14 protein-coding genes are annotated in these 15,711 nt (G+C 40.2%); 2 read left to right on the forward strand and 12 right to left on the reverse strand.

The annotated features are described in order from the left end of the window. Nucleotides 1-8 precede the first annotated feature (8 nt). The 11 genes from fliM to CXF89_RS05000 all read right to left on the reverse strand — a co-directional run bounded on the left by fliM (nucleotide 9) and on the right by CXF89_RS05000 (nucleotide 12,359). The gene (fliM, locus tag CXF89_RS04950; RefSeq protein ID WP_024592743.1) at nucleotides 9-1,100 is read right to left on the reverse strand and encodes a flagellar motor switch protein FliM; all 1,092 of its coding nucleotides are present in this window, start codon (nucleotides 1,098-1,100) and stop codon (nucleotides 9-11) included. A 9-nt stretch (nucleotides 1,101-1,109) separates the two neighbouring features. Beyond that, nucleotides 1,110-1,637, reverse strand: coding sequence for a flagellar basal body-associated protein FliL (gene fliL / locus CXF89_RS04955; RefSeq protein WP_024592742.1), 528 nt, complete (start codon nucleotides 1,635-1,637; stop codon nucleotides 1,110-1,112). Between the two features lie 57 nt (nucleotides 1,638-1,694). Then, a complete protein-coding gene (locus CXF89_RS04960) occupies nucleotides 1,695-3,827 on the reverse strand; it encodes a flagellar hook-length control protein FliK (RefSeq protein WP_121953966.1) in 2,133 nt (710 codons plus the stop codon). 89 nt (nucleotides 3,828-3,916) lie between these two features. Beyond that, complete coding sequence (gene fliJ, locus CXF89_RS04965; RefSeq protein WP_024589948.1) at nucleotides 3,917-4,363, reverse strand: flagellar export protein FliJ; 447 nt, start codon at nucleotides 4,361-4,363, stop codon at nucleotides 3,917-3,919. Continuing rightward, entirely contained in the window at nucleotides 4,363-5,697 is a 1,335-nt protein-coding gene (fliI, locus tag CXF89_RS04970) for a flagellar protein export ATPase FliI (RefSeq protein ID WP_002959338.1), read from the reverse strand. The genes fliJ and fliI overlap by 1 nt, the downstream gene beginning before the upstream one ends. A gap of 18 nt (nucleotides 5,698-5,715) precedes the next feature. Continuing rightward, complete coding sequence (gene fliH, locus CXF89_RS04975; RefSeq protein ID WP_121953967.1) at nucleotides 5,716-6,522, reverse strand: flagellar assembly protein FliH; 807 nt, start codon at nucleotides 6,520-6,522, stop codon at nucleotides 5,716-5,718. A gap of 3 nt (nucleotides 6,523-6,525) precedes the next feature. Next, complete coding sequence (fliG, locus tag CXF89_RS04980) at nucleotides 6,526-7,566, reverse strand: flagellar motor switch protein FliG (RefSeq protein WP_121953968.1); 1,041 nt, start codon at nucleotides 7,564-7,566, stop codon at nucleotides 6,526-6,528. Next, entirely contained in the window at nucleotides 7,559-9,274 is a 1,716-nt protein-coding gene (fliF, locus tag CXF89_RS04985; protein WP_121953969.1) for a flagellar basal-body MS-ring/collar protein FliF, read from the reverse strand. The genes fliG and fliF overlap by 8 nt, the downstream gene beginning before the upstream one ends. A 20-nt stretch (nucleotides 9,275-9,294) precedes the next feature. Continuing rightward, the gene (gene fliE / locus CXF89_RS04990) at nucleotides 9,295-9,627 is read right to left on the reverse strand and encodes a flagellar hook-basal body complex protein FliE (protein ID WP_007581879.1); all 333 of its coding nucleotides are present in this window, start codon (nucleotides 9,625-9,627) and stop codon (nucleotides 9,295-9,297) included. Between the two features lie 156 nt (nucleotides 9,628-9,783). Then, entirely contained in the window at nucleotides 9,784-11,250 is a 1,467-nt protein-coding gene (locus CXF89_RS04995; protein ID WP_121953970.1) for a sigma-54-dependent transcriptional regulator, read from the reverse strand. Beyond that, nucleotides 11,247-12,359, reverse strand: a complete 1,113-nt coding sequence (locus tag CXF89_RS05000) for a sensor histidine kinase (protein ID WP_121953971.1) — start codon at nucleotides 12,357-12,359, stop codon at nucleotides 11,247-11,249. The genes CXF89_RS04995 and CXF89_RS05000 overlap by 4 nt, the downstream gene beginning before the upstream one ends. Nucleotides 12,360-12,491: 132 nt before the next feature. On the opposite strand from CXF89_RS05000, the gene CXF89_RS05005 reads away from it, so the two are divergent. Further along, nucleotides 12,492-13,085 carry a DNA-3-methyladenine glycosylase I gene (locus CXF89_RS05005; protein ID WP_121953972.1) on the forward strand — a complete coding sequence of 198 codons (594 nt, stop codon included), beginning with the start codon at nucleotides 12,492-12,494 and terminating at the stop codon, nucleotides 13,083-13,085. Nucleotides 13,086-13,423: 338 nt separating this feature from the next. Here CXF89_RS05005 and CXF89_RS05010 read toward each other — a convergent pair whose 3' ends face one another. After that, on the reverse strand, nucleotides 13,424-14,860 hold the full coding sequence (locus tag CXF89_RS05010) for a sigma-54 dependent transcriptional regulator (RefSeq protein WP_101216692.1): 1,437 nt from the start codon (nucleotides 14,858-14,860) through the stop codon (nucleotides 13,424-13,426). Between the two features lie 395 nt (nucleotides 14,861-15,255). On the opposite strand from CXF89_RS05010, the gene fliS reads away from it, so the two are divergent. After that, nucleotides 15,256-15,657, forward strand: coding sequence for a flagellar export chaperone FliS (gene fliS / locus CXF89_RS05015; RefSeq protein WP_121953973.1), 402 nt, complete (start codon nucleotides 15,256-15,258; stop codon nucleotides 15,655-15,657). Nucleotides 15,658-15,711 lie beyond the last annotated feature (54 nt).

A 15,711-nucleotide genomic window follows, 5' to 3' on the forward strand; every position in this document is an offset into this window, starting at 1 on the left:
TTAATCAATTACCAGTCTAAGTCTACACCGTCAGAGAGGTGTAAATCATCTTCTAGTTCTGCTAATTCTGCATCTGAGTCAATTTTCTTGCCGCCTTTGGTAAATACATGCAGCTCAGATTTAACTGAATCAGGTCGTTTAATTTTTTCACTAATTTGAAGCGCAACATTATCGCGAGAGCGACCCATTTTAGCTCTAAATGTAGGTAGTTCTTCAACAAACACGGTTATATGCTCAGGCATTTCAACCGGAATAATATCACCGGCTTTGAGTTCCATAATTTGTTTTAAGGTTAAATCAACTTCAAGTAACTGAGTTGATATTTCAACCTCTACATCCATTATTTCATCGCGAAGCGCTTTGCTCCAACGTAAATCAGTATCTTCAGTATCAGACTGAACACCCGCATCTAACAGCTCTCGAATTGGCTCAAGCATTGAATACGGAAGTGCAATATGAAAATCGCCACCGCCGCCATCGAGCTCAATATGGAAAGAACTAATAACCACAACCTCAGTTGGGCTTACAATATTAGCCATAGCTGGGTTTACTTCAGAATCGAGATATTCAAACGATACATCCATAACCGGTGCCCAAGCTTCTTTATAATCTTCAAAGATTATTTTAAGGAGCATTTGTACAATTCGGCGCTCTGTTGGGGTAAATTCTCGGCCTTCTATTTTTGCATGATAACGCCCGTCACCACCAAAAAAGTTATCTACCAAAATAAACACAAGTCGTGCTTCCATGGTAATCAGGCCAGTGCCTTTTAAAGGTCTAAAACGCACCATATTTAAGCTGGTTGGAACAAATAAAGTATGAATATACTCGCCAAACTTAATCATTTGCACGCCGTTAATAGACACCTCTGCGGTGCGGCGCATCATGTTAAATAGGCTAATTCGCATATGACGAGCAAAGCGTTCATTAACAATTTCCAGCGTCGGCATACGACCACGCACGATCCGATCTTGCGAAGAAAAATCGTACTGAAGCGTACCTCCCCCGCCATCTTCACCGTCGTGTATATCTTCCTCTTCAACGTCATCAACGCCATGTAATAGCGCATCAATTTCGTCTTGGGATAATAAATCGCTCACGCTAACCCCTTATTGCATTACAAAGCCGGTAAACAATACCCGCTCAATTACTTTGCTGCCTTCAACATCCATTAAAGCTTCCTGTACCTTTTCAAGTGCAGAAAAACGAAGTGTTTCTTTGCCCGTACTCGTACTTAACTCATCGGCTGTTGTAGTAGAAAACACACTTAATAGCGTACCTTCTATTAATGGAATGTGTTTTTTAGCTGTTTCTTCATTTACTTCGCCACGTACCAGTAACTGTACTTTAATTTGCACAATCCTGTCGCGACTTGAGCCAGGCACGTTAAATACAAATGGGCGTGGCATTGACACATATAAAGCACTGCCTATCTCAGCTGAATCACCAAATCCGGTTGACAGTTCTGCAGAGATTCCCGCTTCTTCATCTAAGGTTTCAACTGACGCATCCGAACCCGACATAAAAAAGTAACCCGCAGCACCAACTACAATAAGTAGTACAGCTACTATGATTATTATTAGTTTCTTTTTACTTTTACCGGTTTCTTCAATTTCTAAACTTGTTTCTTCAGCCATCATGATTCCTTTAATCGCAAAGGTACTTGCTTGTTTTAGTTATTATAATAGCAGCACTTAGGCATAGTAATCTATTGATGATGAAGTTTGTTGTCGAGAACTTTGTGCAGTGTTATTTGCTTGCTCGTCGTTTTCATCATTAACTGACTTATTATTAGCCATATTACCTTGGGGTCCACTCTCACTTTGCTCAGCAGTTTCGCCACCTGATTGCCCATAAGAAATAGTACTTTCACCAAGCTCTAACCCTTGTTGCGCTAACATTTCACGTAAGCGCGGCATTGATTGTTCAAGTGCTTCTTTGGCTTGCTGGTTTTGTACTACAAAGTTTATATGTGCTTGTTCTGCATCGCTACGAATACGTATTTGCATACTGCCCATTTCGGGAGGATCTAGGCGAATTTCTGCTTCTTTATTATTAATGCTTAACATTGAGCTAACGCGCTCTTGCAATAATTTAGCTGCATCACTTTTAACAATATTAATTGCTTGCATTACACCAGGATCAATACTTATTTGCTTAACTTGCGATATACTTTGTAATTGTTGAGTTTGTATTATTTGGGTATCAAGTAAGCTCTGCTCGTAACTTAATGAGTCGTATTGGCTTAATGTGCTCACTTGCTGAGTATTTAAAGCAGCTGTAATTTGCGTAAATACTTGTGCTACGCGTGCAGGGGTTTGTTCTGCAGTTATTTTTTTAAGGCCATCTTTTTGTAATTCTTCAAGTGATTTTAATAAATCATCACCCTTAGTTGAGGTTGTTACGACTTTATTTAAATCAGCCCCTTCGTTTGTCGATGTCTTTAAGCTTAACTTTTGTGGATTATATACTGTATTAGGAGTCTCTGACGCTACAAACGTTTTTGAGTCGGTCTTAGCGGTATCGACAAGCCCTATTTCAATTGAGGCTTTTAATTCATTAACAGTTTGCTGAAGCACTGCCAATTGCTCGCCTCTAGGTTGCTCTGTTTTAATATAAGCGTTTAATTGCGTTAATAAGCTTTGTTTTTCAGTTGTATTAAGTGAATTGATTTCTGCGCTAAAAGAGTGTTTTGTTACCGTGCTCGTGCTCTGCGTTTTTTCGTTATCAGTAATAAATTGCGCAAGCATTTGCTTAAGATTTGAAGTGTTACTAGTTGCGTTACTGGCTGAATCAGTATTTTCTAATACTTTAACTTGCGCGTTAAGTTGTGAGCGCTGTTCAGGCGTTAAACTAGCAATAACATTATTAGCTTTAATTAAGCTTGCATCTTTAGCAATTAACGTATCTATTGCTGCGCCTTTTTCAATCTCAGATGTCTGTGAACTTACTTGTATCGTTTCTGATTCAGTTAAAGGAGGTGTCTCTACAGATGCAGCTGCTGGCGTAGGTACTGGTGTTGGCAACACTATATTTTTTAAGTTTTTATCAACGGGTTTCCCTTGAGCTAACTGCTCCTTTAAATCCATTGAAACTAATTCAGCATCATCAACTATGGGCCCAATGCTGTCATCGGGCTTTTTATTTATAGAATTTAATGGCCCTTCAATAGCTTCAGCAACACCACTTTTACGATGCTTGCCTTCATTTAATGGTAATGAATTTAAAGGTAGTGAGCTTAAGCTATCGCTTTTTGAATCAGTTAATTTAGCCGTTTTAGAGTCTACATTAGTGGCAATTGGATTTTTCACTACACTGGCTGTATTCGCTTCTTCAGCCGATACTTCATCACTTGTATTAGTGGATGCAATTATTGGTGTGCTTTGTAATTGTGTATTCTCTATTTCTGTGTTTTCTATTTTGGTATTCTCTGCTTGTGTAGCTTCTAGCTCTGCATTTTCTGATTCTAAACTGTTAGTTGCATCGAACGGCTTATTGACCGAAGTGCTCATTGCTTGTGCTGAATTAATTTGATCAAGCATCTCAACAGACACAAAAGTAACTTCGTCCGTTGTTACTTCATCTAGCTTTACGCTCAGATTTTCATTTTCTTCTGGCTGTTTATGCTTAGGTATGGCAATCGAATTTTCGGCATCGGGATTTTTATTGCCTTTAAGCAATGGCTCCATAGAGTTATGCGCTTCGTTTAGCTGACTTAAAAATTCATCGCCTAAATTTCCTTCGCCATTAGCTAAGCTATTGTCTTTAAAAGCTAATAGTGAATCTTTTTCAGAAGAAACTAAAAACGAAATGTTATTCATCGCCATAAATCACCTAATACCATTACGGCAATATGCCACCGCATACCGCCAAAAGTTGAATTCCACTAAGTAACAAAGCAATTAACGTGCCTGAATTACAAAGCTTTACGACGTTGAAAAAACTGATTAGCTGAAAATTCATCTAACATTTTTTGCTCATTTTTTGCCATTAACGCATTTGCTTTAAGTTTTTGATTTTCGATTAATTTGGCAACTGCTTTAGCTTTAATTTGCTGCTTAAGCCATAGAGTTTTACGTTGAGTAACAACTTGCTTAGCGGTATTTACGGTACTTGCTTGTTGGCGAATTGCCTCTTCAATTTTAGCTATAAAAGCATGGTACTGACCAAACCCTGCACTAGATAAACCCGACTTACCTTTTAGGTGTAACTGCTGAGAGTATTCAAGTCTAAAATTGTTTAAACCTTGTAACTTTTGTTGATTCGATTGCAAGTTTTGATTAGCTTGTAAGTAACTCATGCGCAAATTTTCTTCTTTATCATTTTCAATTTTGAGCAATAAATCGAGTTTGTTTTTAGCCATTATGCTTGTCCTAGTAACTGAGCAAGACCTTGCAGACCATCATCGTAACTAATGACATCTCGCATACCTTGTTGTAAAAATGCATTTACTCTTGGCATCATATTTATGGCTTGGTCGAGCATTTGATCGGTCCCTTTTTGATAAGCACCTAAAGTAATCATATCTTTGTTTTGTTGATACATTGAATAAACTTGCTTAAGTACACGGGCTTGTTGCATGTGTGGTTCAGAAACGACTTGAGGCATAACACGCGAAATCGATTTTTCTATATCTATAGCGGGATAGTGCCCGCTGTCTGCTAAATCACGCGATAATACAATGTGGCCATCTAAAATAGCTCGCGCTGCATCAGCAATAGGGTCTTGCATATCATCGCCTTCACTCAACACCGTAAAAAAGGCGGTAATAGAACCTTGCCCTTCACCGCCATTACCAGCACGCTCCACCAGCGCAGGTAATTTAGCAAACACCGAAGGCGGATAACCCTTTGTAGCGGGCGGCTCGCCAACAGCAAGTGCAATTTCACGTTGTGCCATTGCGTAACGTGTTACCGAATCGAGTAACAATAATACGTTTAAACCCTGATCTCTAAAATACTCTGCAATAGTTACGGCGCTCTCACAGCCTTTTAAACGCATAAGTGGTGATGAATCAGCGGGCGCTGCGACAACAACTGAACGTTTGCGCCCTTCTACACCGAGTATTTCTTCAATAAATTCTTTTACTTCGCGGCCACGCTCCCCCACTAAGCCAACAACAATTACATCGGCTTCGCTACCTCGGGTCATCATACCGAGAAGTACTGATTTACCCACACCAGAGCCTGCAAACAAGCCCATACGCTGGCCTTGCCCTACTGTGATAACCGAGTTAATAGCACGCACACCTACATCCATAGGCTTAGTGATTGGTCTTCTTGAAAGCGGGTTTATAGTATTTTGCGCAAACTTTAAATGATGCTCAGCATTAATTTTACCAAGGCCATCTAGCGGTCGCCCTAAACCATCCACCACGCGGCCTAATAAACTCATCCCTACAGGTAAACCTAAATTATTTACTTGAGGAATAACACGCGCACCAGGTAATACACCAGAGATGTGGTCGTTAGGCATTAAGTACAAAGTTTGATCGTTAAAACCGACTATTTCAGCGTCTACAAAGCCGTTCATAGTTTCTATTTTACATTGGCTACCAACGGGTGCACGTAAGCCTCTAGCCTCAAGGGTAAGGCCAACAACACGCGTTAAAATACCTGCCACAGCAGGCGCCGGGGTTTTAATATGTTGTTGATATTGAGATAAGCGTTCGCTTAAAGGTGCACGTTGAGTTGACATAACACGCCAATAAAATAGTTAGATACCACTATTATGCAAAAAACTATCCAACGTTTCTTTGACACGTGTTTTAAGGGTCATGTCGAGTGAAGATTGCGCTGTTTTAACTTCACAGCCACCGCGCTCAAGAGTGGGCTCTGCCATTAATTGCCAGTTATTATCAATAATGGTTTGTTCGCCGTAGCTCTCTTTTATGAGTTCTAAGTCTTCGGGGTTTAAATGGATTCGTACTTTTTCTTGCTCCGCATTAAGTGAATCAATACTTTGCTTTAACGTATGTAAAATCACATCAGGCGATGTTTTTACTTCTTGATAAATAACAGCTTCCGCCAACATGCTAGCTAGTTGTACTAATTGCTTCTCGGCTTGTTCGTCCACTTTATCTAGCGGTGCAGTTAGCCCCTCTAAAATGGCTTTTAAACTTGTTAACTGCTCTTCAATTAATGGTTTTACATCTTCAAGGCCTTGTGTTTTACCTTGATCTAAGCCTTCTTTGTAACCTGCTTCTTTACCTTCGCCAACGCCTTTTTCAAAGCCGTCTATGTAGCCTTGCTCATGACCTTGTTTAAGGCCTTCTTCGTACGCGTCTTGTCTAATACGTTCAAGCTCAACCATGGTAAGCGCAGGGAGTTCTGGTTCTTGTGGCTCATCAATAGGCATTTCTTCGGCTAATTCTTTTTTGTACAACTCACTAAGCGGTGTGCCATAAGCTGTAGAGCGATTCCCAAAGCTGCTCTCATCTGGTGCTACATCCGGAATAGCCCAGTTTTTTAATAATTCATCTGCTTCATCAGCCCGAAGTGTGCGTCCTTTGAGTTTGCTCATGGTTTACAGGAACTCCTCGCCACCGCCGCCGCCCAGCTGAATTTCACCCGAGTCAGACAAACGACGCGCTGTTGATAAAATCTCTTTTTGCGCCGCTTCTACTTCGCTTATACGTACCGGTGCCATTGCTTCTAAATCATCAGCAAGCATTTCGGCTGCACGCTTAGACATATTACCTAGTATTTTATCTTTAAGTGCATCATCAGCACCCTTAATTGCTTTCATTAGTACGTCTTGTTGTACTTCTCGTAGGATTGCTTGAATACCACGGTCTTCAACATCCATTAAGTTTTCAAACACAAACATTAAGTCTTGAATTTGCTGCGACATCTCTTCATCATGCTCACGAATAGAGTCCATTAACTGCCCTTCAACGTTAGTATCAAGGTAATTTAAAATATCTGCTGCAGCCTTCAAACCACCCATTTTAGCAGCTTGCGCACCTGCTTGGCCGGCAAATTGTTTTTCCATTATTTCGTTTAGCTCTTGCAGTGCTGCAGGCTGAACTTCTTCAAGGTTTGCAATCCGCATGGTTAAATCTAAGCGTACTTTTTCAGGAAACTGAGAAATAATTTCAGCTGACTGTTCTGGCTCTAAGTACGATAATACAATAGTTTGAATTTGTGGATGCTCATTGCGAATAATACTAGCGACCTGTTTAGAGTCCATCCATTTTAATGAATCCAAGCCTTTAGCGCCTGAGCCCATAACAATTTGGTCAATAAGGCTAGCGGCTTTGTCTTCACCAAGGGCTGCAGTAAGCGCTTTTCTAATAAAGTCTTCTGACTGAAAACCAATGGTACTAAAGCTTTGAATTTGTTCTATAAACAAGTTGTGTACAGCGCTAATCTTGGCTTGTGATAAATCCTGTAACCCAGCCATCGCCATACCCACTTTTTGCACCTGTTTAGGTTCTAAGTGTTTAAGGATTTGCGCGGCATCTTCTTCTGATAAACTCAAAAGTAATATAGCGGCTTTATCTACCCCATCTAGCTTATCAACATCAAAGGCTGGCGGGAGTTGTTTTTGTTCTTGATCAGTCATCTTCTGTTAACCACGCTTTGACTACTTGTGATGATAGTTCTGGTTCGTTAGCTACAAGGGCACGAATTGCTTTAAGTAAATCTTCGTCACCATGTAAATCCGGTAACTGCAGTGTACCATCACTTGAGAAACCAACCGAAGCAGAATCAAAGTCTTTATTTAGCATATCAAGCGTGTTGTCGCCAATATCTACGCCCGAACTTAATGCATCTTCGTCGTATTCTTCTAGTGTATCGTCTGGGTAAATTAAGCGTTTAAGCATTGGTTTTACTACTGCCATTATCAATACAATGATAACTAAGGCGCCTAATACAAGGCGGGCCATTTTCATAAACCAGTCTTGTTCCCACAGTGGCACTTCTATTGCTAAATTTGTTTCTTCACGTACAAACGGCACTGTTACGACTTCAAGTGCATCACCACGTTGCATATCAAAACCTACACCACCTTGTAGTAAGCGACGAATATTTGACAATGCCTCTACCGAGCGTGGAGTCATGGTTGTTTCACCGTTTTCTCCCACTTTAGCAATGTAGTCAACAGCAACTGATACGCTTATTCTACGTATTACACCACTTTGCTGGCGCTTATGCGAAATGGTTGTATCGAGTTCATAATTACGTGTGGCTTCTTTGTGGCTGCGTGTTGGTGACGTAGCTGTGCCTGCACCACCTTGCCCCGCAACCTCAGGAATGTTCGAGTTTAGCGGTGGCTGATTTGTAAGTGCACCTGGAATACCAACAGCTAGGCCGCCAATGTTATTTTCTTCAAATGTGGTCTCGCTTCTAACCGCTGGTAGGTCTGGGTTATAACGCTTTTGAGTTTCTTCAATAGAGCTAAAGTCCATGCTCAAATCGACTTGGGCTGTATAGTTTGCAAGCCCAACAACCGGTATTAAAATACTGTCTATTTTTTCAAGGTACTCTTGTTCGCGCTTACGTTCTAAGTCGTATTCTTTACGAGAGCGTGCTGCTAATGAGCTTTGCGAACCTGAATTTAGTAATCGACCATTTTGATCGGTTACAGTAACTCGCATAGGCTCTAAACCCTGTACTGCTGAAGCAATCATATCAACAACAGAGTCTACTTCTTCACGGTCAAGTGAGCGTCCACGTTTGAGTGTTAATACAACGGTAGCTGATGGTTTTTTTTCTCTGCGGGCAAATACGTTTTCTTTAGGAATAGCTAACAATACTTTGGCGCGAGTAATGTTATTAAGCTCTTCAATGGTGCGTGCTAATTGCTGTTCACGACCATGTTTTAGGCGTTCGCGCTCTAAGCGTTGGCTTACACCAAAGCCCATATCTTGCATAATTATATCAGAGCCCGACGCTGGCCCTTGCTCTAACCCTTCGCGGGTCATTAACAATTTAATGTTTTGGTATTCGCTTTCATCAACCGATACAACGTTGCCATCTAGTTGATATTCAATTTGTTGCGCATCTAAAAAGTCGAGCGTTTGAATAAGCTCTTCAGTTTGCATTTTACCTAACGGGCGCATATCTGGCTGACGAGCCCAAATAATAATGAAAATTGCGATAGCTAAACAAATAGCTAATGCTATAACCAATGTTACTTGGCGCAATACATCAACACCATTTAAAGCACTTAAGTAGCCTGACTTTTGTTCTTGTTGATCATCACCACCACTTTGGTCAATACCGCCACCAGCAAGTGCTAGGTCTGTAGATTGGTTAGATTGCGCCACAATAATTCTCCACTACCTAATTAAACAGGCATGTTCATGATTTCTTTATAAGCTTCAACAAGTTTATTACGAACCTGTACTGTAGCCTCAAAAGCAACTGACGATTTTTGAGAAGCAATCATCGCCTCAGCAAGCGATACACTTCGATCACCCATCTCAACTGCTGTTACTTTTTGAGCGGCATCTTGTTGTAATCCATGCACTGAATTTAGTGCATCACTTAGCATGTCGCCAAACTGGGAAGTAGAAGTAGGTTGAACTTGAGTCGGCAATTTATTTATTTGATTATTACGGCCGGCTTCTAAAGCCATTGATTGCATTTCTTGAAATACAGCACTGTTTTGAATTTTCATAATTTATCTCTGACACGCAGTGAACTCTTATAAGTAATAAAGCACAAAGCATGCCAAATAATTAATCATTAAAATACAATAGGTTAACTTTAGTTTGTGTTAGTCAGAGTTTTGACAACCCTAAGTTCGCAGCGCAAACTCAGGGTTTATAGGAGGTTATGCAGGAAGTGAAATACCTAAATCGCGCATTTGCGCTAGTTTATAACGTAAAGTGCGTGGGCTTATGCCCAACGTTTCGGCAACGTCTTTACGCTTGCCTTGGCAACGTGCAAGGGTTTCTAAAATAATGCGATGCTCTTTGTCTTTAAGCTCATCTTTATAGCTACCGGTATCTGCCGCAAGTAAACCTTGTTTGGGCTCATCCTCGGCATGCAATTTTTCATCATAATATGCAGAGCTTAGCGTGCTTTTATCAACGCCTTTATCTGCGTGAGCTAATTCTGTTGGCGATACTGTTTGCGCTGGTGCCAATGATGGCTCCATAACAAAGTTATTAGATACTAAGTTTTCGATAAAAATAGCATGCTCGTTTATTGTATCGCCACTTCGCAGTATAAGCGCACGTTGTATAACGTTATCAAGCTCGCGCACATTACCAGGCCACGCGTGAGCCAATAACTTTTGCTCGGCAGCTTTATCTAAATATGCCATGGGCTCTTTGCTTTTACTTATATGGCGCTCAATTAAATGCTTAGCCAATACAATAATATCGCCAGGGCGTTGGCTCAATGGTCGCCACATAAGTGGAAAAACATTAAGCCTGTAATATAAATCTTCTCTAAACTGATTTTCAGACACAGCTTCTTTTAAATCACGATTACTGGTTGCCAAAATACGTACATCGAGCTGGATTGTTTTACGACCCCCTAAACGCTCTACTTCACGCTCTTGCAGTACGCGTAAAAGTTTAGCTTGTAGCCCTAAGTCCATCTCAGTAATTTCATCAAGTAAAATAGTACCGCCTTGTGCTTGCTCAAACTTACCCGGACATGCTTGAATCGCGCCCGTAAAAGCCCCTTTTTCGTAACCAAATAACGTGGCTTCGAGCATATTTTCAGGAATAGCCGCGCAGTTAATCGCCACAAATGGCTCATTACATCGGCTCGACTTATCATGAATATAACGAGCAAGTACCTCCTTACCTGAACCACTTGGGCCAAGTACCATTACACTTGCATCAGAGCGTGCTACTTTACTTGCAAGCTCCAATAATTGAATACTAGTTGGGTCGGCAACAATAGGTCCGTCGGTTTCTTTTGCTTTTTCAGGCAAATAACGGCTCACCATATTTAACAGCACTTCAGGTGCAAATGGTTTAGCCATGTAGTCAATTGCACCTAGGCGCATGGCTTCTACCGCATCGTCAATTGTGGCGTACGCCGTCATCATCAATACAGGTAAATCAGGGTGGTTTAATTTAATACTGCGTAGTAAATCAAGTCCACTCATTGCGCCCATTTGCACGTCGCTTACAACAAGCGAAAATTGATCTTTTTTAAGCAGTAACATTGCTTGCTCAGCACTGTTAGCTGCAACACATTCAATACCCGACATTTCAAGGGTATCTATTAAGGCTTCACGAAGACCGGCGTCATCTTCAACAACTAAAATAGTGTTACTCATAATGAACCCTCTAGTTTAGATTTTGCCTTAATAGGCAGTAACAAGCTAAAGCAGGCACCACCCTGCGTATTATTGGTCACATCAACACGGCCTTGGTGCGCACTAGCCACCGAACTCACTACAGCAAGCCCTAAACCTGTGCCCTGACTTTTGGTAGTAAAAAATGGTTCAAAAATTTTATCGCTTTGGCTTAAATCAACACCTGGGCCATTGTCGCTCACGCTAATACGAACCATATCTAAATCTTTTAAATCTCTTTGTGCGCTAATTTTTACTTTTGCACCGCCGCCAATAACTTGAATACTATTGTGCACAAGATTTTGGATAGCACTGGCCAATGCCGTTTTATTACCGACTATTTGTATATCTGGCTCTGGTAAGCTTACATCCAGCTCACTTTCATTAAGTGCGACCATCGCATCAGCACCTGCTTTAACTTCTGTTAAAAGCTGCTGCATTGAAACTTGCTCAACAACTTGCTGATCGCCACTTTTGGCAAATAACAGCATGTCGTTTACTTGAGTTTCTAAATCTTTTAAACGCGACATTAACTTTGTTTGAAAGTTATCGCGAGATGCTTCGGGTAAGCGCTTTGATCCTAAATTAGCAGCGTACAGCATAGCGGCTGAGAGCGGCGTACGTACTTGATGCGCTAATGATGCAACCATTTTACCCAGCGCGCTTAATCGCTGCATATGTGCAACACGTTTTTGTAAACGGCGAGTTTCGGTTAAATCCGTCATTAAAATAAGTTGCCCAGGCTCTGGGGCTAAAGCGGTAATATCAAGTTTTATTAAGCGCCCATCTTTTAAAGACACTTCGTGACCATCGTCTTGATGTGGCCTAAAAGAGCGCTGAATAACATTAAACCAGCGTTCGCCTTCAAGTGGCTCGCCAAGCATATCAATCGCTATTTGATTCGCTTTTGCAATCAAGCCTTTGCCATCAAGTACAACCACGCCTGCTGGCATGGTATCAACCAAATGTGAAAGCCAACTTGCTTGCTTGCGCAGATCGCTTAATTCACCAATGTACTCCTCTTGAAGTAAACATGGGTTATACTGATTTGCAGAAAAAAACTGTGGTTTTAGCACGCTAGCAAGGGCCATAATCAAATCTCGAATTGATGTAGATACATGTCTAAATGCACGATTTATACCAAAATTTATTTACATACTTATCATTAAGTTACATCAATAATTTGAGCGACATAAAAATGACGCACGCAAAAAGGAATAATAATGAGTGAGCAAATAAAGTGCCGTTGCCCGTGGCTCGACACCACTAAACCCGACTACGTTATTTACCATGATGAAGAATGGGGCGTCCCCCTTTATGATGATACAAAGCTGTTTGAATTTATCACTCTAGAATCAGCGCAAGCAGGCTTAAGCTGGTACACAATTTTAAAAAAACGCAGCGGTTACAAAAAAGCATTTGCTAATTTTGATGTAAAAAAAGTGGCACAATTCACACAAGATGACGTTGAGAGATTAATGCTTGATGAGGGTATTGTGCGAAATCGCTTAAAAATTGCGGCAACTGTCAACAACGCAAAGCGCTTTATAGAAATACAAGAAGAATTTGGAAGTTTTAGTAACTACCAATGGCAGTTTGTGGGTAATAAACCGATTATAAGTAATTTAAATAACGTTGAAGACTACCCAACAATTACAGAAGCATCAACTGCATTCGCTAAAGATTTAAAAAAACGGGGTTTTAAGTTTTTAGGCCCTACAACGGTTTACGCTCATATGCAGGCCTGCGGTATGGTTAACGATCACAGTAATGATTGTTTTAGAAAAGAAGAAATTATTAAAGCTTTTAGTGGGTAAGTGATTTATAGCTATAAAAGTAATTTGTTCACAAAGAGGTTAAGAGACGCTGCGCTATAGAGAAGTAAAGCGTAAGTTGACTATGGTTTCTCATTTACCTTCGTTTTTCTCTTTGTGAAATAGCGTTTTATTTAAGTGATTAAAAGTCTCGTTTTTCACGCTAGCAAGTCTAGCGTCTACAACAAAAGTAAAAACCGTGTAGGTGCGAATTTACTTCGCGCTCTTGCTAATATTTTTTAAGTAAAGTGCGGTATAAAACCGCACCTACAAAACGAGGGGCTCTTTATCTACTGTGTTTGGCCAATTTATAACTAAACACTGACAGCTGCTTTTAAACCTTAATCTCTTGAAAGATTATACTTTTTCATTTTCTCAACGAGTGTTGTTCTGCGAACACCCAATATCTCTGCAGCGCGAGCTACAACGTAATCATAACGCTCTAACGCTTGGGTTATTAAGCTTATTTCGAGCTCGGCTAAATAATCTTTAAGTTCAATACCATCATCTGGCAATAGCCCACTACCCGTTTGGCTAAACTCAGCGTCTGGCTCACTTTCGTAATCGCTAAAACCGGTGCTAAATATATCGTTAAAGGCGTCTTTTTCCATTAACTCTTCAGGGTATTCTGGCTCGTAGGCTTCAACTTCGATGTAACGATATTTATTAGGTAAATCGGGAATATCAACCACTTTTTCAGGAAACATAATAACCATACGTTCCACTAAGTTAGCAAGCTCACGAATATTACCAGGCCAAGCATGTTCTTTTAAGCTCTCAACTGCGCGCTCTGTAAACTTAGCGGTAGAACCTGTTTGGTCGTTAACACGGCGCATTAACTCTTTTAAAAGCAGCGGAATATCATCAGCACGTTCACTCAGCGATGGGTTTTCGATAGGAAATACATTTAAGCGGTAATATAAATCTTCCCTAAAACTACCCTCTTCAATCATTGTTTCAAGGTTACGATGCGTGGCTGCAATAACGCGTACATCAGCCTGAATAGCCTTTGTACCACCAACTCGTTCATAACTTCGCTCTTGCAATACTCGCAGCAACTTAACTTGCATTTGCAGTGGCATATCGCCTATTTCATCTAAAAATAGCGTTCCACCTTGAGCAAGTTCAAAGCGCCCTTTACGAGCCGATATAGCACCAGTAAACGCGCCTTTTTCGTGGCCAAATAGTTCACTTTCGAGCAGCTCTGCCGGAATAGCACCACAGTTAACAGGTACAAACGGTCCATTAATACGCTTTGAAAGCAAATGTACATTACGGGCAACCACTTCTTTACCTGTGCCTGATTCGCCTAAAATTAAAACATTAGCGTCGGTTTTTGCCACTTGTTCAATTAAAAAGCGAACATCTTTAACCGCATCGGTTTCACCAACAAGTCCATCAAAAATTTTATGTGGTTTAGTATGCTTATGCTCATTAGGCAGCATACGCTGATATTGCTGGCAGTCGTGAAGTAACTGAGTTGTCACTTCGTGATTAAACGGCTCACAGATAAGCCCCACTACATTAGCTATACTTAATAGGGGTTTTAGCGTTTCGCCAATTAATAAAAACGGTAATGTTGGATAGCGTTTAATTAAGCTTTCGTGGTCAAGTGATTGCAATGCTCCTAAAATGATCATGCATTCTTGCTGCTGATATTTTTTGCATTCTTGTTCAAAGCAGTCTTCGCTTAATAGTTGAGCAGCTTCACCAATAAAGCCAAGTGAAGCATTTAATCCTATTGCGCGGTTGTTATTATTATCTAAAATCAAGATCATATTTAGCGAGCCGTACTTTCACTAATTTGTATAATTAGTTAAATTGTAAGCCAGTTCAGCATGGATGCAAGCAATAGCGGCAGTTTTTTGACATAAACGCCAAAAAACAGACGGGCTAGTTAAGTCAATCATACTTAATAGTTAATCATTAAGTATGGGTTATAGTTTTAACTTAGTTATTACTTAGCCATTACTTAACTATTACCTAACTATAACTTAGCCCTAAAAATTAATTTACTCGGCAATAAAAATGCTATTGTTAGTAAATAAACTCAATTATAAATTTAAGTTGAAGTTACAAATGCCGATACATAAATAAGTGAAAATGCTTGGCATTAATATTGCTTTGTATTAGCTTTCACATAATTTTATTGTTTTAAATTTTAGGATTTTCCATGGCTCACATCTCAGTAAAAAAATACGGTCAAGTTCGTGCTAGTAGTATTGCCGAAATGACTCCTTACGAACAAATAAACCTTATATTTAGTAATATTATCGGCCGTTTAGCAGCTACAAAAGGGTTTATTGAGCGCAAAGAAATAGCTAAAAAAGGTGAGAACATTTCAGCTTGCATTTTATTGCTTGGTGCTCTGCAAGATGCACTTAATTTAGAAGTAGAGCAAGACCCTAGTATTTCTAACAATTTATTGGCACTTTACGATTACTGCCAACGCCGTTTAACTCAAGCTAACTTACACAACGATATTGAAGCAATTACTGAAGTATCAAGTATTGTTAAAGAAATTAAAGAAGGTTGGAATAACATTCCGCTAGATCAACGCAGCCCTGCGGTTTAATTTAAATTATGGACTCGCCAACATCTTCGCAGCAACTAACAAGCCATGCAGAGC

The sequence above is a fragment of the Pseudoalteromonas sp. MelDa3 genome (assembly GCF_002863625.1).
Taxonomy (GTDB): Bacteria; Pseudomonadota; Gammaproteobacteria; order Enterobacterales; family Alteromonadaceae; genus Pseudoalteromonas; species Pseudoalteromonas arctica.